Origin of the sequence: Bradyrhizobium sp. dw_411 (genome assembly GCF_018449695.1) — a bacterium.
GTDB lineage: Bacteria > Pseudomonadota > Alphaproteobacteria > Rhizobiales > Xanthobacteraceae > Bradyrhizobium.
Genome location: NZ_JAAVUY010000003.1, coordinates 333103 through 350355, shown reverse-complemented (window position 1 = coordinate 350355; position 17253 = coordinate 333103). Strand labels below are relative to the sequence as shown.

Annotated in this window: 16 protein-coding genes; 6 read left to right on the top strand and 10 right to left on the bottom strand. The window is 60.0% G+C overall.

Translation table 11 applies throughout. The features are described from left to right. Positions 1 to 152: 152 nt before the first annotated feature. Positions 153 to 1481 carry an NAD(P)/FAD-dependent oxidoreductase gene (locus HB676_RS06630; RefSeq protein ID WP_213736902.1) on the bottom strand — a complete coding sequence of 443 codons (1329 nt, stop codon included), beginning with the start codon at positions 1479 to 1481 and terminating at the stop codon, positions 153 to 155. Positions 1482 to 1631: 150 nt separating this feature from the next. Between HB676_RS06630 and HB676_RS06625 the strand changes: the two genes are divergently transcribed. Next, positions 1632 to 2276 carry a redoxin domain-containing protein gene (locus HB676_RS06625; protein WP_213736901.1) on the top strand — a complete coding sequence of 215 codons (645 nt, stop codon included), beginning with the start codon at positions 1632 to 1634 and terminating at the stop codon, positions 2274 to 2276. Here HB676_RS06625 and HB676_RS06620 read toward each other — a convergent pair. Next, on the bottom strand, positions 2262 to 3287 hold the full coding sequence (locus tag HB676_RS06620; RefSeq protein WP_213736900.1) for a LysR family transcriptional regulator: 1026 nt from the start codon (positions 3285 to 3287) through the stop codon (positions 2262 to 2264). The two genes, HB676_RS06625 and HB676_RS06620, sit on opposite strands and share 15 nt — an antisense overlap. Positions 3288 to 3377: 90 nt before the next feature. On the opposite strand from HB676_RS06620, the gene HB676_RS06615 reads away from it, so the two are divergent. Beyond that, positions 3378 to 3965: a sigma-70 family RNA polymerase sigma factor gene (locus HB676_RS06615; protein ID WP_249780094.1), complete on the top strand. Its 588-nt coding sequence runs from the start codon at positions 3378 to 3380 to the stop codon at positions 3963 to 3965. Positions 3966 to 4017: 52 nt separating this feature from the next. Here HB676_RS06615 and HB676_RS06610 read toward each other — a convergent pair whose 3' ends face one another. The 5 genes from HB676_RS06610 to HB676_RS06590 all read right to left on the bottom strand — a co-directional run bounded on the left by HB676_RS06610 (position 4018) and on the right by HB676_RS06590 (position 7374). Beyond that, positions 4018 to 4656, bottom strand: a complete 639-nt coding sequence (locus HB676_RS06610) for a DUF1109 domain-containing protein (RefSeq protein ID WP_213736899.1) — start codon at positions 4654 to 4656, stop codon at positions 4018 to 4020. 143 nt (positions 4657 to 4799) lie between these two features. Next, positions 4800 to 5318, bottom strand: a complete 519-nt coding sequence (locus HB676_RS06605) for a DoxX family protein (protein WP_213736898.1) — start codon at positions 5316 to 5318, stop codon at positions 4800 to 4802. Then, entirely contained in the window at positions 5315 to 6121 is an 807-nt protein-coding gene (locus tag HB676_RS06600) for a DNA-binding domain-containing protein (RefSeq protein ID WP_213736897.1), read from the bottom strand. Before HB676_RS06600 ends, HB676_RS06605 begins: the two co-directional genes overlap by 4 nt. Further along, positions 6108 to 7034, bottom strand: a complete 927-nt coding sequence (locus HB676_RS06595; protein ID WP_213736896.1) for a DUF692 domain-containing protein — start codon at positions 7032 to 7034, stop codon at positions 6108 to 6110. Before HB676_RS06595 ends, HB676_RS06600 begins: the two co-directional genes overlap by 14 nt. Positions 7035 to 7068: 34 nt before the next feature. Beyond that, positions 7069 to 7374: a DUF2282 domain-containing protein gene (locus HB676_RS06590; protein WP_213736895.1), complete on the bottom strand. Its 306-nt coding sequence runs from the start codon at positions 7372 to 7374 to the stop codon at positions 7069 to 7071. 599 nt (positions 7375 to 7973) lie between these two features. Here HB676_RS06590 and HB676_RS06585 point away from each other — a divergent pair. Then, positions 7974 to 8879 (top strand): AraC family transcriptional regulator, encoded by a 906-nt coding sequence (locus tag HB676_RS06585; RefSeq protein WP_213736894.1) that lies wholly within the window; start codon positions 7974 to 7976, stop codon positions 8877 to 8879. A gap of 130 nt (positions 8880 to 9009) precedes the next feature. Here the strand turns inward: HB676_RS06585 and HB676_RS06580 are convergent, their stop codons facing one another. Both HB676_RS06580 and HB676_RS06575 read right to left on the bottom strand, forming a co-directional pair. Beyond that, on the bottom strand, positions 9010 to 9456 hold the full coding sequence (locus HB676_RS06580; RefSeq protein ID WP_213736893.1) for an MgtC/SapB family protein: 447 nt from the start codon (positions 9454 to 9456) through the stop codon (positions 9010 to 9012). Positions 9457 to 9497: 41 nt separating this feature from the next. Next, on the bottom strand, positions 9498 to 9764 hold the full coding sequence (locus HB676_RS06575) for an oleate hydratase (RefSeq protein ID WP_218625660.1): 267 nt from the start codon (positions 9762 to 9764) through the stop codon (positions 9498 to 9500). 388 nt (positions 9765 to 10152) lie between these two features. Here HB676_RS06575 and HB676_RS06570 point away from each other — a divergent pair, with 388 nt between their 5' ends. The 3 genes from HB676_RS06570 (at position 10153) to HB676_RS06560 (ending at position 15589) form a co-directional block, all read left to right on the top strand. Beyond that, positions 10153 to 11940: an adenylate/guanylate cyclase domain-containing protein gene (locus HB676_RS06570; RefSeq protein ID WP_213736892.1), complete on the top strand. Its 1788-nt coding sequence runs from the start codon at positions 10153 to 10155 to the stop codon at positions 11938 to 11940. Positions 11941 to 12237: 297 nt separating this feature from the next. Then, complete coding sequence (locus HB676_RS06565; protein ID WP_213736891.1) at positions 12238 to 12492, top strand: hypothetical protein; 255 nt, start codon at positions 12238 to 12240, stop codon at positions 12490 to 12492. Positions 12493 to 12739: 247 nt separating this feature from the next. Continuing rightward, on the top strand, positions 12740 to 15589 hold the full coding sequence (locus tag HB676_RS06560) for a winged helix-turn-helix domain-containing protein (protein WP_213736890.1): 2850 nt from the start codon (positions 12740 to 12742) through the stop codon (positions 15587 to 15589). Between the two features lie 24 nt (positions 15590 to 15613). On the opposite strand, the gene HB676_RS06555 is transcribed toward HB676_RS06560, so the two are convergent. Then, positions 15614 to 17077 (bottom strand): CoA transferase, encoded by a 1464-nt coding sequence (locus HB676_RS06555; protein WP_213736889.1) that lies wholly within the window; start codon positions 17075 to 17077, stop codon positions 15614 to 15616. Between the last annotated feature and the right edge of the window lie 176 nt (positions 17078 to 17253).

Genomic DNA, 17253 nt, shown 5'->3' with positions numbered 1-17253 from the left:
CCGCCGCCGGCTTTGGCAAGATCGGTCTGCCAAGTACATAGATGGCGCCCTTCCTTGTCTTTGCAGACCTTATCAGGGCGGTCGGGCAAACGGCATCAACGACGCAATTTGTTCGCCACGCTTTCAGGATGGGTGTGATTGATCAGGACGTTTCAATCGGAAGTTGGCGTGTGAGTTTCGGCGTCACGGCGCACCACGTGTGTCATCCCCGTGATCAGTCGCGCGCCACGTTCGAAGGTGAGATAGTTCCACAGCCAGTTGGCGCCGACCACGATGCGGTTGCGGAAGCCGACAAGAAAATAGATGTGGGCGGTCGACCACAGCAGCCATGCGGCTAAACCCGTGATCTGGAGCGAGCCGATCTTTGCGACGGCACGCTTCCGCCCGATCGTCGCGAGATTGCCCCAGTTCCGATAGTGGAAGGGCGGTGGCGCCTGGCTTCCGGTGAATCGTGCGAGCAGGGAACGAGCGACATGCATACCCTCCTGCTTGGCGGCCGACGCGACGCCGGGTACCGGCTGTCCGCTTGCATCGACAAGGCTTGCGGTATCGCCAATCACGAAGATATCGGGATGACCGGGAACGCTCAGATCCCGCTCGACCTTCACGCGGCCGCTCCTGTCGGCCTCGACATCGAGCCATTTGGCAGCATCGGACGCCTGTACACCGGCCGCCCAGATGACGGTCGCGGTTGCGATCCTCTCGTCGCCTATCGTCACGCCGTAGTCACCGATATCGGTCACGCGGCCATTCAACCGGACAATCACGCCTAGGCCGCCGAGCGCCTTGCGTGCGGCGTCTCCGAGCTTTGCCGGAAAGGTGGGCAGCAGCCGGTCACCCGCTTCGACAAGCATGATCCTGAGACAACGGCGGGTAATGAAGCGGAAGTCCATGTCGGTAGCATGGCGGGTGAGCTCAGCGATAGCGCCCGCCATCTCCACGCCCGTGGGTCCTCCGCCGACGACAACGAAGGTGAGATATTCGTCCCGATCGGGCAGACTTTCCTGGCGGATCGTCTCGGCACGTTCCATGGCGAGCAGAATGCTCCGCCGGACGCGCGTCGCGTCGTCGATCGTCTTGATGCCGGGGGCGTGCTCCGCCCATTCGTCGCGGCCAAAATAGCCGTGACGGGCGCCAGTCGCGATCACGAGAGCATCGTAATCAAGTGTCCCCCCGTCCGAGAGGAGAACGCGGCGCTGATCGGCGTCGACGCCCTTCACCTCGGCAAGGAGAACGCGCGTCTCTTTCTGGCGCTTGACGATGGAGCGGATCGGTGCCGCAATGTCAGCAGGCGACAACCCCGCGGTCGCTACCTGATAGAGAAGCGGCTGGAAGACGTGGTGGTTTTGACGGTCGATAAGCGTGATGGTGACGCCCGAATGTGCAAGCCCGCGCGCCACCGACAAGCCGCCAAAGCCCGCGCCGATGATGATTACGCGTGGCTTGGTGTTATGGCTGGGTAGCTGAGAGACGGGCGACATGATCGATTCCTTCAGACGAACATTGATGCTCACCCCTACTCCGCCTAATCTGGCCGCCCGGTTACAGACAAACGGATACGCAGGACGCATGAAGTTCATGCCGCGCGATGGCTTCCGTTCAGCCCAGAGCCGGCCCAATATGAAAATATGATGACCACGCCACCCCTTTCAGAGAAACTGGATTATCTCCGCGGCGTCTCACCCAAGTGGCGCGAGCGTTACGATGAATTCGTGGCGCGGCTCCGCACGCTGGAGGTCGGCGCGCGCGCGCCACGCGTCGGCGATCATTTTCCTAAAATCGCACTGCCCGATTATCGCGGGCGCTTTCGCACGCTGGCCGGCCTTTTGGTCGATGGCCCACTCGTGCTCAGCTTTAACAGAGGCGGTTGGTGTCCCTATTGTGTCAGCGAGTTGGAGAGTTGGCGCGCAGCGCTTGCCGGACTTGAGGACGCCGGAGGACAACTCGCCATTGTAACGGCAGAACTAGGTGGTCGAAGCCAGGCCCTTGGCGATATCGTTGGGCCGGACGCGGTAGTACTCTGCGACGTCGATCACGGCCTGGCGCTGGAACTTGGATTGGCATTCCACGTCGGACCGACCTTGATTGCGGCCTATCGTGAGTTCGGGATCGATTTGAACGAACTTTACGGAGGAGCGGCCGGCCTGCTCCCCGTGCCCGCGACCTTCGTTGTGCGAACGGACGGCATTATCGAATATGCGTTCGTGGACCCCGATTTCAGGCTTCGTGCGGAGCCCGAGGATGTCGTGCGCATCGTCGCCTCATTGACGCGCTGACGGCTCCACGTCCCATGCGCGGGCGCGCGACGCTCGCACGAAAGCATCGGCCGCAACAGACCGACGCCGCCCGGCGATTGCCGCGAGCACGACACCGCGGGATGCATCGACGCCGGCGAGACGGAGCACCGCCAGCCTGGTGCGATCGAGCGGCGGTGGAAGGAAGGCGCTTCCAAATCCGGCCAACAACAGTGTACGGAGCTGGACTGCGCTGTCCACGCGATGCCGGAATGTTGGCTCGAAACCTGCCGTTTTAGCAGCATCGCGCAGCGCCCGAGCACCGTCTCCGCAATATTCGATCCAAACTTCGTCGCGTATATCGTCGAGCGTCACCACATCCCGGCTCGCCAGCGGATGCCCCGCCTGCGTGATCATATGATAGACATGCTCGAACAACGACCAGGCTTCGAACCTGTCGGGCGCATCCTCGGGCACTTCGACAATGAAAAGATCGAGTGCGCCGTTCAGCCCGAGTTCGATCAATTCTTCGGACGAGCCACTTTGTAGCGCGAGTTCGAATCCGGGCAGACCGGCACCGATCTCCGCCAGCACCGCGTCCAGGCCGTCATTCTCGATCGTGTTCGCAATTCCGAGGGTCAGCGGCGCCACCTGAGCCTTGCCTATCTCGCGCGCCAAGACCTTGGCGGCCTGCGCGGCTTGGTAAGTACGCTCAAGATGCGGCAGTATCTCGCGGCCGAGGTCGGTCAGATGGGTGCGCGAACGCTCGCGGCGGAACAGCGGGCCGTCAAATTCCTCTTCGAGCTTCTGAATCGCGCGGGTGAGCGACGGCTGAGTGACGTTGCATTCTTCTGCTGCGCGCGTGAAATTCAGGCTCCGCGCCATGGCAAGAAAATATCGGACCTGATGCATCTCCATGCGCGGTTTATGCCACAGATCAGGGCGCGTTGCACCCGCCGGCCAGGTGCGAAACGCGTCGTCACAGCCAGTTTGCGAGCTGCGTTTCAGAGAAATGGCCAGCTCATAGACATAGCCGGCGCGTATCGAACTCATGAGCACTGGTGACGTTCACTTACATTCCTGTCTGGGCGAGCTTTGGGTTGGAAAGGCGAAGCAATCGCTGCGCCGAAGGAACCCGCTTAAATGCTCGCCACCGTCCCGAGCCTTCGGCGTAACCGGTCTGCCGCATCCGCCGCGACCGACGATCCCTGGGGCGATCTGATGGCTGCCGCACAGCTTGGGAACGCCGGCGCCTATACCCGGCTCCTGACCGAAGTCGACGGCTGGCTCCGCCGCTATTATGCTCGCCGTCTGCCGGTTTCGATGGTCGAGGATGCCGCGCAGGACACGCTTCTCACCCTCCACACCCGTCGGCACACCTACGAGCCCGGTCGTCCCTTCAAGGCATGGCTTGCCGGCATAGCGCGTTACAAATGGATCGACCGGCTCCGTGCATTGGACCGTGACCCCGCAGGCCACGGCGCCGAGGATATATCCGAGGACATCGCGATCGACGATCATGGCCCTGCGGTCATGAGCGCGCTACTGCTTCACGAGCTTTTGAACCAACTGAAACCCGCGCAGTCGGAAGTGATCAGGCTGGTAAAACTTGAGGGGCTGAGCATAGAGGAAGCGGCCGAACGCACCGGCCAATCCGCCTCGCTGGTAAAGGTGAACATGCATCGCGGCTTGACAAGACTAAGCCATATCGTCGCGACCGACGTGACTTGAATAGAGCGATGCTCGAACGCGCCTGAAGTTCGACCGGCAGCGGCCCGGACAGCTACCAGCGCAGGACTGAGGGGCCGATCATGGCGCCTACAACTGTGCTGATCGCGATTGCGACCGTATACCAGACCAGAACGAAGCCCAAACCGTTCTCGGGACAAGCGAGAGCAAACATGGCCGCCGCGATGCTGCCCGATACCAGTCCGGCTAAAGCTCCGGTTGCGCGGAGGCGCAGCGGTGCCTGCGGCCTGATCGCCCAGCATGCGCCCGTCAATATGGGCACCGCCAGGATTGCGATACGGAGCAGGCATTGCGGCCAGTTCGATCCCAGCCAGAGTGACGCGGCGCCAGTATCTGAAGTCACCGTCTGCCACAGGGCGCCCCCGGCAAGCAAAAGCACCGGAAGCAAAAAGAAGCTTCTGCGATCCGGCACGAGGTTTCCAGGCCGAAGCATCGGCATCAGCATCGAACCGGCGATCGCCGCGAGCGAAAGCACATAGCATGCCTTCATCGCCATCAGGCCGCCATGGGCGACGCTGACAAGGCCGGGCTGCACGCCATAGATCGCGATCACAACGGCGAGCGAGACCATTGCACCAAGGCCCAGGCCAAGGAGCATGTCGTTGCGTGTCTTCCCCGGATGAACCGGTGTAAGTTCACTGGCAAGCGACCGAATGAGGTCTGAACTCTTCACGTTAATCAACTTTCAAATTGCCGGGCCGGCGAAACCGGAGAGAAAGCAGCACTTTCCTGTTATCCGCGCGCATAAGCAGAAGGTTACAGGATATCCACGGCAAATATATCGAATGTTGGTGGGTGCCGAAGTTTAGTAGCTGATCACGCAGCCTTATCGCGACCTGACAGGAGACCGATCACATGGTCGATCGAAACCCGGCCGGGTCCCCAGGCCATGATGCCGAGCGCCATCGCTGCCCAGGTGATGTGGATCGGCCAGCCGTCCGGCACGGTCAATTCGACGATGGCCGTCATGAACAGCAGCCCCAATGCCGCGAAGCGGGTCGCCAGACCAAGTACAAGCAAGATCGGGAACAGGATCTCGCCCGATCCGGACAGGAACGCAAAAACGACCGGCGCGGGAAACGGGTAAGGGCCTCCGGGCAAATGGATCATGAACTCGTCGGTGAACAACGTAACGGCCGTGTCGCTGAGTTGGAGAAAGCCGCTCCACTTCAGGATGCCGGATTTCCAGAAGGGGACGGCGAGAGCGAGACGCAAGACAAACTGGACCAGATCAGGATGCGCAATGAATCGGACAATTCCGTTCGCCAGTTCCACCAGCGCGACGACATTCCGGTGAAGGCTTCCGGTCGACGGCCTGTCATTGTCGATTATCATTGCGGATCTCCATCCTGGATTGTTGCGAATACGCCGGCCTCGATCATGCCGGCGATGTTGGCGGAAAGATCGAAGCTTGGGGTCGCCTCCAGCGCGGCCGACACGGCGACGGCAAGAGCGGCTCCCTCGATCAACCGGGTCAGGAACGCTGCCCCGCCGGCAGGAAGATGCCGAACCACCACGTCCTGGCCGGGCCGGATGATCAACGCATCCTCCGGATCGACCGCGTGGACGGGAGCGATCGGCCCTGCGTTGCGATTGGCGGCGAAGATCGACACGGAGGAAAAACCGGAACGGACGATCCGGACCGCCGGATGTGGCACGAACACGAGTTTCGCAAGCCGCTCGGCCGGGACAGACGCCAGGGCCGTTGCGCTGAGAGGCTCGGCGTCAGCCGCATGATAGCAATCAAGCCATGCTCGCTCGATCCGAGCCACGTCGGCCAGCCATGGCAGCGGTTGCGCGTATTCGTATTGCTCGATGAAATCGGGAAAATCGCGGCCATATTCGAACAACAGCGGAGAGCGCGGCGGGTTTGCGCGGACATGAAAGCGAGCCATGGCCCTGAAGAACTCCACGCCTGTGATGCGCTGGACCGCGGGATAAATCGAAGCCAAAGCCTCTATCAGGCTGAACGTGACGTTATTGCGGTAGACGCTGTAGCGCCTGGATGCCGTCCTTCCGTGGGGGCCCGCGACGCAATCCGGTACGGCCTGTTCCGGCTTCAACAAGGCGGACGAGAACATCGCTCCATAGTTTGGCTTTGCTCTGCCGCCGAGCGATGAGGGGTCAGCGGACAGCATGGGTCGAGCCGAAAGCGAATGTCTGCGCGTAACGATTCAGGATAGCTTGTGCCGCCATCGCCTCGCCCTTGAGTACGGGCCAGTCGGGAATATTGCTGTCCCATTCCACAAGAGTTGGAATCGGCCCGCACCGGCCGGCGACGATGTCGAAGAGGCTCCACACCGCATCGGCAACCGGGCCGTCATGGCTGTCGATGAGAAGCGGCTCGTTTTCGTCGTCCGCCTGTTCGGCATGCCCCGCCAAATGGATTTCGCCTACCCGGTCGAGCGGGAAATCCGACAGGTAGTCGTGCGCGGAGAAGCCATGATTGGTGGCGGAAACGAAGACGTTGTTGATGTCGAGCAGCAGTCCGCAGCCGGACCGTCTGGCCAGTTCGCGAATGAAATCGGTTTCCTTCATCGTGGAATCGCGAAACAGCACGTAAGTGGAAGGATTTTCGAGCAGAATAGGCCGACGGATCGCTTCCTGGACCTCGTCGATGTGATCGGCGACCCGGGCGAGGGTCGCCTCCGTGTAGGGAAGAGGCAGCAGATCGTTGAAGTAGGTCGTCTCATGCGTCGACCATGCGAGATGTTCGGAGACAAGGGCCGGCTCGTAGCGCTCTACAAGAGCCGCAAACCTCGCCAGATGGGCCACGTCGATCGGCTGCGGGCCGCCGATCGACATGCAGACGCCATGCAGCGAAACAGGATAGTCGCGCCGGATGCTTTCGAGCGCACGATGGGACGGTCCTCCCGCTCCCATATAATTTTCAGCATGAACCTCAAAGAAGCCGCCCGCCGGTCGCTCAGCGAGAATTGCGCTGAAGTGTTCGTGCTTGAAGCTCGTGCCGGCCAAACCGGCGATCGGGTGAGCCGGAAAGCGGAGCAAGCGCGAAGCTTGCGGGTCCGCAAATTTGATGATCGCATTCATCGTCTTCTCCGCTTTCCGTCGGATCGTTATCGGCTTACAGCGCGGTCGGCGAGCCGGTCTTGCCGCCCGGGACCTGGATAGAAGTGCAGGTCCCGTGCTGGACGAACTTCCAGGCATTGCCTTGATAATCGGTGGTCGAGGTGCCCTGGCAGGTCGTTCCTGGTCCTGCCGCACAATCGTTCTGTCCCTTGAGCGCGATGCCGAAGCATTTTTCCTTGTGGGCAGCGGTCGCGGCGTCCACCTCGGCCTTCGTCAAGGGAGCAGCGAATGAAACCGAGGCAAACGCGGTGGTGACGGCGCTCGCGAGCAACGCCGTCGTAACTATCGTTCTTACTGACATGAAGATTCTCCGATTGAATTTGAGTGCAGCAGTTTTCCGGTGCACACGGACAACTCCGCGCCGCTTCCGGTCTGAGTTACAGGCGACCGGGTCACCAGTTCGTGATCATTGACCCGCGCGAGACCGCGCATTCGAATCCATCTGGAATTTTGGACAAGACATCGGCCCACGACCCGCATCGCGGCGCCCAAAAATCAGAATCCACTGGCATTTTCTGTCGACCGTCACGGAATGGCGGGATCGACGCCAGCGCGTGAAGGTATGCAGGCCGCGTACCCGCGTCACATCTCGGTGCGACATTTCCCGCTCATAGGGCGGTGTTGAAGTGACCTCGGCTGCGCGCAAATAAGCAAAACGCTGCCGCGGTCGCGGACTGAGCCCAAATTGCACGCCGAAAAAATTTCTGTTATTTCAAAATCTTCAGACAGTCGAAAGCTGATGCGCAGCCGCAAAAATGCGGCTGCCGTTAGTAGTCATGGTTTTATTCGGTGTACGATGTAGGGTAATTGAATCTGGCAACTTGAGCCTTGGTGCGCGCCGGCGGTTTCAATAACTTGAGCTGAGCCGTGACACAGCATCGAGAATGAGGCGGGGCGACAATGGCGGAGCGTAGTTATGCCGAACGGATCTGCGAGGTCATGGACCTTGAAGCGCCACCGACGATAAAGGCGCAGCCGCTGCGCAAATCGGTGGTCGAATTCTCACGAATTGCTTCTCAACGCACCGATAACGGCACTTTGCCAACGCCGATCGCGGATGCTTTTCTCGTGAGCCTGGAGCTACGAGCCCTTCCGGAGGTCAATATTTGGCTCGATGGGCGCCACTATCGCAAGGGCGGTACCAAGACCGGCAATTTTTCACTCGTCAATTTCAATGTCGAAACGGTCGTCGAGATGAACCTCCAATTCGACAGCATACAAATGTACTTCCCTCGAACAGCTCTTAACGCGATCGCGGTGGAACAGGGAGTGCGCGAAGTAGGCACACTCGACTTGGATTTTCTAAATGCACACGACGATGTCGTCGTCCGGAGTCTAGGCCACTGCCTTCTGCCGGCATTTGAACACCCGGAGCGAGCCAACAGGCTGTTTATAGACCATATCGCTGCGGCCTTGCTCGCACACATGCTGCAGGCATATGGGGGATCGGCGACGGCGCCCCTGATGGTGCGCGGGGGGCTCGCGCCCTGGCAAATGCGTCGGGCAAAGGAAATGTTGATGGCTCGTCTCGACGGCGAGATCACGCTAGAGGAGCTTGCAGGAGAGTGCGAGCTCTCGCGCGGCCATTTTGCCCGTGCGTTTCGCAAAACAACAGGTCGGCCACCGCACCGCTGGCTTGTGGAGCAGCGCATTGAGCGGGCCAAAGGCATGCTCTTGAATTCCGATTTGCCGCTCGCGGAGATCGCGGGCGTCTGCGGCTTTTCCGACCAAAGCCATTTTACAAAAGTATTTACTGCTGCTGTTAGTATTCCGCCCGGCGAATGGCGACGCCTGCGCTGCTCCTGACTATAGTCCCTGGCACCTTCAGCTCGCTGTAGCTCCAGCGCGAATCGTTCCAATGTTTATGCGGCGTCGCCTTCTGTCCGCTCGGCCCGGCTTTCAAGCTTCCTCCCGGCGTGCGCGGCTTTCGTTTTATTTATGGATCGGTTTCAACCTTCGCCGGGCGACGCCAGCGCCGGTTCATTGCCCTTTCAAATGGCCCACCGAAAAACAGTAACACCAAAACGAAGGGAAAGCTGAGCAGAATGCTTCGCCATTCGCCGACCCCGCAAGCTGCACCGATACAGGCGGTCAACCAGACGCAGGTGGCGGTAGTAAGCCCGTGCACATGATCACCGTTATTGCTGCGCACGATGACACCTGCACCCAGGAACCCGATTCCCGTCGCAATGCCCTGAAGAACACGGCTCGCGTCGGCGCTGCTGGCCTCGCCGAAAGCAAGCACGGACAATGCCGAGCCGAGGCCGACGAGCCCGAGGGTACGTACCCCCGTCGACTTTCCGTGACGATCGCGATTTAAACCCAGTGCAATGCCCACGAGCACCGCCGCGCCAAGCCGCATGGCAAGCTCTAACGTATCCATGACGGTTCTCTGTTGAGCAAGTCCAGGTACTCAGCCATCGTTCATCCCGTCAGCATGTCCTGCTTGATCGACCTGGTCGGATCATCCTCCGAAGGGATGAAGGAGAGCGGGTCGTACATGTAGACATAGTTGTTCTCGAACATCCGCTCGCCGCGCATGCTGTAACCCTGCTTTGCAACGCTGCCCGCGTCCAGGCAGCCGCCGACGAACTCGCCCTCCTCGTACGCGCTGATGTTCGCGCCCAACAGACCGCCGTCTCTGATCAAATAGGCGGCGTCGGCCAGGGCGGCGATGCCTCCACCTGCCAGATGGGCCTTGCGGCTGCTTGCAATAATCGTGGCGGTCTCCTAGAGCTCGATGAGCTCGATACTGATATCCAAGCGTTCGGAGACGTTTAGATGGCGCCATGCGAGAGACGAAGTGAACACTTCCAAAACGGTACGAATCCTCGCAAACCGATCCCGCGCCGGTCTGCGTCAGGTAGGCTTCGCAGCTCGCGCCAGCGACAGCTCCCAGCCGTTCGTAAGGATTAGCAATGCTTTGCCGCGATTTATTGGCCGTGGCCGTCGCTGGGGAGCATCGTCACGACCTGCCTGGACCCAATTCCGACATTGGTCGAGCCCTTACGCATTCTGCCGGTGCGTATTCTGTATGCTTTGATAGATTTGGGTTTGAAGTTCGAGATTGGAGAACCCTTTGACCGACAAACGGGTGGAAAGGCGATTGGCCGCTGTAATGGCAACGGATGTCGCCGGTTACAGTCGGCTCATGGGCGCCGATGAAGAGGGCACGCTCGGTAAGTTGAAGGCACTTCGAAAAGCCCTTGTCGATCCCAAGATCGTCGAGCATCGAGGTCGCGTCGTCAAGACCACGGGCGATGGCATGCTGGTTGAGTTCGCCAGCGCGGTGGACGCAGCGAGATGCGCGGTCGAGATTCAGCGCGATATGGCCGTGCAGAACACCGACGTGCCACAAGACACCAGGATCGAATTTCGTATCGGCGTTCACGTCGGCGATATCATCATCGATGATGATGATATTTTCGGCGACGGCGTCAATATCGCAGCCCGCCTCGAGGGAATAGCGGAGCCGGGCTGCGTCTGCATCTCGGATGATGCACACCGGCAAATCCGCGGCAAGGTCGATTTCTCCTACAATGATATGGGCCTGCAGGCACTGAAAAACATCAATGAACCAATGCGCGCCTGGCGGATGCGGCTTGGAAGTGACGCCGTTTCGTTGCTTCCATTAAACTCTTCCGCGGTAACCGTTCAAGCTCTCGCCCTTCCCGATAAACCTTCAATCGCAGTTCTTGCATTTCAGAACATGAGTGGCGACGTCGAGCAGGAATACTTTGCCGATGGAATTTCCGAGGACATTATCACTGCACTTTCCAAATCGCGTTGGCTCTTCGTGATCGCTCGAAACTCCAGTTTCACCTACAAGGGCCATGCCGTCGATATCAAGCAGGTCGGCCGCGAACTCGGAGTACGTTATGTGCTCGAAGGCAGCGTACGAAAGGCCGGCAAGCGCCTTCGTATCACTGGACAGCTTATTGAGGCCGCCACGGGAACGCATTTGTGGGCCGAGCGATACGACCGCGCACTCGACGACATTTTCGCAGTTCAGGACGAGATCACCCACAGCATTATCGGCGCCATCGCACCGGGTATCCTCGCCGCCGAGATCCAGCGTTCGCAAGGCAAGGAAACGGCTGAACTAGGCCAATGGGAGCGCTTAATGCGCGCCCATTGGCACATCCGGCGGTTTACGCGCAACGATTCCAAGGAGGCGATCGGCTTGCTCGACGAATTGCTACGGGGCCAGCCCGAACACGCGTTGGCACTCGCCGATCTCGCCTTTTCGCTGCACTTCGCCGCTCTCTTCGGATGGACGGATTCGCCGGAGGAAGCCAGGACGCGGATGAGCGAGATGGCGCGCCGCGCTGTAACATCCGATGAACAGAACGCCGCGGCTCATACGTCGCTTGGCATCCATGAGCTGTTCTCGGGCCAGCACGACAACGCTATACGGCGGCTGCTACGGGCGATCGACCTCGACCCGAACTCGACCTTCGCGCGCGGATACCTGGGTACCGCTTACGCATTTGCCGGGGAATGCGATCCTGCGATTCAAAATCTGCAGGAGGCCATGCGACTGAGCCCGCGCGATTTCCTGATGGTCGTGTGGTTCACGGTAAGCGCTTGGGCGTATTTGAGCGCCGGTAAATTCGAACAAGCTGCGGAGTGCGGGAAACGCGCGATCGACTGCAATCCAGCGTTTCCCGACGCGCATGGAACGTTTGCCGCAGCCTCGGCCCACCTTGGGCGCCAGGCCGACGCACGCGCCGGTCTCGACGAATTCATACGCCTGATGCCCGGGCTGACGCTGGGAGATGAGCGCCTGATACGGCCGTTCCGTCGCCCGGCCGACCGCGAGCGTTTTCTGGACGGTCTGCGCAAAGCCGGCCTTCCGGAGAAATAGCGCATATGCGCAGTGAAATCCCGGCGACTTCCGCCTGGCGCGCTGAGCCGATCGCGATCTGTTTGCCGCTGAGAAAAGTCACCCTCCCCCTCGAGTTATCCGGCTCTGGAGCTTCGCGCCGGCGACAGACCCCAGCCGTTCGTAAAGATTAGCAACACTTTGCCGGGATTTATTGGCCGCGTCGGTCACCGGCGAGCATGGTCACCACATAAAGCAGGCTGACAAGCGGATATCTACCAGCTCACGTCCCGTTTGCAGGCTCTGTGTTGGCTGATTCCACTAGCGAGAAGACATTCCATGAAATCTCACGCCAGGCCGTCTTACGCGACCTCGATTTGCTGCTTTTCGGCTGCCGTTATTCTTATCGCTACAAATGCAACGTTGCATGCCGAGGAAGGCACGCTGGCACAGCGCAATGCCTGCAAACCGGATGTTTTTCGCCTTTGCCAGCAATTCATTCCGGATCATGCGGCGATAACGGCGTGCCTTCAACGCAACACAGCACATCTAAACCCGGACTGCAGGGCCGTTTTTGAAGCGAAGCCAAAATAAGCAGCCGAGAACGCTGAGCGCGTCGCAATTCAACGGCCGGCGCGTCCCACAGCCGGCGCGAGGCCAAACGAGGCAAGAGTAGCCCCTGTTTGTGACTCTTAGACAAAATTGGTCCGAATCGTAAAAGACCCGGGCGGGGACAATCGACATCGTCCGGTCGGAGGTACCCATGGTCTTGCGGTCCACCCAGCCCGCGCGAAGAACGCCTGAAATCAGACGATTTAGACATGCCGAGAGCGAGGCAGGCGTGAGCGACCAAGCTGCGGTTCCCGAGGGACGTGCTCTGCTGTTTGGGCCATTCCGCTTGTTTGCCTCCGAACGACTGCTTTTCGAAGGCGACAAGCCCGTACGCCTCGGCAGCAGAGCGCTGGACCTGTTGGTCGCGCTGACGGATCGGGCCGGTGACCTGGTCAGCAAACGCGATCTCGTGAACATCGTCTGGCCCGATACGCTTGTGGTGGAAGCCAACCTTACCGTGCACATCGCCGCCTTGCGTCGCACGCTTGGCGACGGACAGTCGGCCGCCCGGTATATCGTCAACAGCCCCGGTCGAGGTTATCGGTTCGTCGCTCCCATCACATTTGCCGACGCACCCGCGCCAGCCGACCTGCAAGTGAAGACAGCGCCGAATAACCTGCCCGTGCAGCTAACACGCCTGATCGGCCGAGCCACGATTCTGAAAGAAGTTACGCATCGTCTTTCGACACAGCGGCTCCTTACCCTGACGGGGGCCGCAGGCATCGGGAAGACCGCGGTCGCCCTCAGCGCAGCCGAGGAGTTGCTCCCTGCCTACGACCATGGAATCTGGTTTATCGATCTGGCACCGGTCGTCAGCTCTTCGCTCGTACCCGCCGCACTAGCCTCGGAAATGCAACTGGAGATTCGCTCCGACGAGGTACTTCCCACGCTGATCACCGCGCTGCGCGACAAGAAAATGCTGCTCGTATTCGACAATTGCGAGCACGTCATCGAAGCCACGGCGGATCTCGCCAGCACGATTTTGAAAGGCTCGCGTGGCGTCCGTATCCTGGCGACCAGCCGCGAGCCGTTGCGCATCGAAGGCGAGCACGTCTACCGGCTGTCAGCGCTGGAACTTCCCGACTCCCTGATCGGGCTACGCGCAGCCGAGGCACTCCAATTCTCGGCGGTTCAACTGTTTGCCGAACGCGCAGCAGCCGCGGCAAGCGATTTCGAATTGAATGACGCCGACGCACCATACGCCGCCCGCATCTGCCGCAAGCTGGACGGAAATCCCCTCGCCATCGAACTCGCGGCGAGTCGCGTCGATACATTCGGCGTCCAGGGGCTGGCGAAGCGTATCGAGGACCACCTGTATCTGTTGGACGGAACTCAGCGGCGCACGCTGCCACGGCACAGGACCATCAGCGCGGCGCTTGACTGGAGCTATCAGCTTCTTGGTCCGGCCGAGCGAACGATCTTCCGGCGTCTGGCGATCTTTGCAAATGGCTTCACCCTGGAGGCCGCTGCCGCCGTTGTGCTCGAAGATGACGGCAGCAGTCCTGACATCGCCAGCAGCATCGCGAACCTGGTCATGAAATCGCTGGTTGCCGCCGAGGCCAGCGATTTGGGCGCTCGCTTCCGTCTGCTCGAGATCACACGAGCCTTCGCCTGGGTCAAACTCAATGAGAGCGAAGACGCCGACCTGATCGCGCGGCGCCACGCGGTCTATTATCGAACGACCATTGATGCCATTTCGCGCGCCGGCAGCGAAGGCACCCTTGCGGTCAACTATCCATACGATCTCGATAACGTGCGCGCGGCACTCAATTGGGTATTGAGTTCCGGCGGCGACAGTTCAATCGCCGTCGCATTGGCGGCAGGCTGCGTGCCGATCTGGCTTGAGAGGTCGCTGTTGACCGAATGCCGCGGCTGGACGAGTAAAGTGCTGGACATACTCGATGCCACCGATCTCGGCACGCATGCCGAAATGGTGCTGCAGACGGCCTTCGGGCTCTCGCTTATGTTCACACAAGGAATGAACAGCCAGGTCGGTACCGCGCTGACGAGAGCCTGCGAGCTCGCCGAGCAGCTCGACGCTCCAACCTGGCAGTTGCGCGCGCTTGTCGGCCTTATGGTATTTCATCATCGGCTCGGAGATTTCCGGCGCGCGACGGTGTTGGCGCGGCAATGCGACGCGCTCGCGCAGAAAAGCAACGACGCGGTCGCCATTTCCATAGCAGACAGCATCAATGCCGCCTCGCTGTTCTTTTTGGGTGAGTATGATGAGGCTCTCAGATATTCGAGCAAAGCGCAGCGCCGTACCGTCGCGGCCCAACGCACGATAGTCCATTGGGGTCTGGATCACTCGATCTACGCTCAGTGCGCGAGCGGGCGGGCGCTGCTGCATCAGGGATTGTTCGACCAGTCGCAGCAGGCGCTCCAGAAGGTTCACGCGGACGCAGTTGCGACCGGAAATCCCACCTCGCTGTGTCAGGCGCTGACCTGGTGCGGGTGCCCTATTTCCATCGTCCTTGAAGACCTGGAGGGCGTGAAATCGGCTATTTCCGAGCTCAAGGCGACCGCCGAAAAGGGTAGTCTGGAGAGCTATCTTGCCAGCGGGATTGCATATGAGGGACGGCTGCATGCCACACGCGGTAATTTGGCGCTGGCCGAGCAAATGCTTCGTAGCGGCCTCGAAAGATTTCGCGAGGCACAATACGACAATGTCTATGTGCCGTTCCTCGACTATCTGGCCGAGGTGGTCGCGTCCCGCGGCCGCTTCGAGGAGGCTCTCGCGGCAGCCGATGAAGCCCTGAGGAGATCGGAGCGTAACGATGCGTTTTGGTGGATGCCGGAAGCGATGCGGATCAAAGGAGAAATTCTCCTTCTGGCGGGTGCAGCCAACGCTCCCGCAGCCGAGCACCTGTTTCGTCGATCCCTCGATCTCGGGAGCCGGCAGCGCGGGCTCGCCTGGGAATTGCGAGCCGCGGTGAGCCTCGGTCACCTTTACGCCGGGCAATATCGCCGAGGCGACGCATATGCCGAACTGGACCGTGTCTATCGAAAGTTCACCGAGGGTTTCGGGACGGCCACTCTTCGGCATGCAAGATCGCTGCTCGAAGAATGGGCCGTTTGAATCGACACGAAACCTCCTTGTTTGCTACCGCGCCGCCAACCACTCCGGTTTGCACGAGCCCCTCACCGTCAGGATCGGCTCGTTCCAATCGCCTGCCGTCTCCGAGAAATGCACCGCCGGAGCAAGCCGAAAAACCTCGCCATACGGCGTCTGCCGCGTGATCGCGTCCGGCGCCAGTAATTTGTGCTGCTCGCCGCTGAAATCTTGATCGCCGCGATCCAGCAGACCAAGCGTCGGATACCACATCGAATTACGGGTCAGACAAATCTTGACGTGATAACTGCCACCCTCTCGGGCGCGGCGGATCAGCGCTGCCGTCACGCCGGCGGCCCCCATATAGCCGGCGATATAATCGTTCATGACGTAGGTAGGCGGAAACTTCGGCCGGTCGGGCGTACCTTCGTGGAAGGTGAAGCCGCTCACGCATAACGCTTCCATATCGAAACCGCCGCGATTGGCCCATGGCCCGTCATAACCATAACAACGGACGGAACAATAGATGATGCCTGGACGCCTCGCAGCCAGTTCCTGCGGCGAAAAGCCGAGATTGCTCATGCTTCGTCCACGATAGCTGTCGACGAACACGTCAGCGTTGGCAGCCAAGGCGTGACCACGCTTGTTTCCCTCCGGCGATTTAAGATCAAGCCATGTTGATCGATGCCCCGCCGTCGGGTCGATCGCGAAGAACTCGTGTTCAAACTCCTGAGGATGGGCAATTTGCAAAACTTCAGCCCCCTGCTCGGCCAGCGTCCGCGAAGTTACATTGCCGGCAATCACATGGGTTGCCGACAATACGCGCAGCCCCGAAAACGGACGATCGGCCGGACCAAATGGCTCTGGATCACTATCAGCTATTTTTTCGATCTCGATCAACGGCTTGGATGCCAATAATTCGCCTTGCAGATGACGGGCCCATTCCTCCTCGGATCGGCACACCGCGAAGATCATGTTATTTTCTGCTGCGACCTCATCCAGCTCCAATGCGTCCCATTTCAGGATTGCATTGGCGATGCTGTTCTTCTCGTGAGAACAACGGAGCAATGCGCACCACTCCGCCGTCATGTGCGGATATGCACCTGTCGGAAGCACCCAGCGCCCATCTTTGGTGAGATATAAATCGAAGAGCATATGATTGCCCTGGGTGTAGGGCGCTTGGTAGGCGTTGCCATTGACCGTCGGCTTGAACCTGTAGACGGGATTGACGCCGTGGATCGCCTTTCGCAAATCGAGCGACAGATCCTGACCGCGTCCCGTACGCATTTCCCAGACTGTTGCGGCGCCGACCGCCGCGCCCATCATCGGAATCGCCATGCAGGCGCCGATCCGATGGCGGCTTTCGAAGATCGGATCTGCACCGATAAACTCAATGGCCCCACCGGTGCCGGCACAAGAGAGACCAATGCCGTCCAGGAATCGATCCAGCGCGCCGTTGATATTAAATTCACTGCCGGTAGCAGAAGCTCCCTGCGACGATTTCACTTCATCCATAACGTACATTCTCGCTACTATTGGTTGGCACCGTGCGACAACCTTGGCAGCGCCGTTGTGTCAAACCCAGTAAATCGTTCCAAATCGCCGCAAATGCCGGTCACTCCGCGATAGCCAACGAATTTGCCAAAATCGATTTCGACACCTTGTCGATATTTTCCGACCATGAACGACAA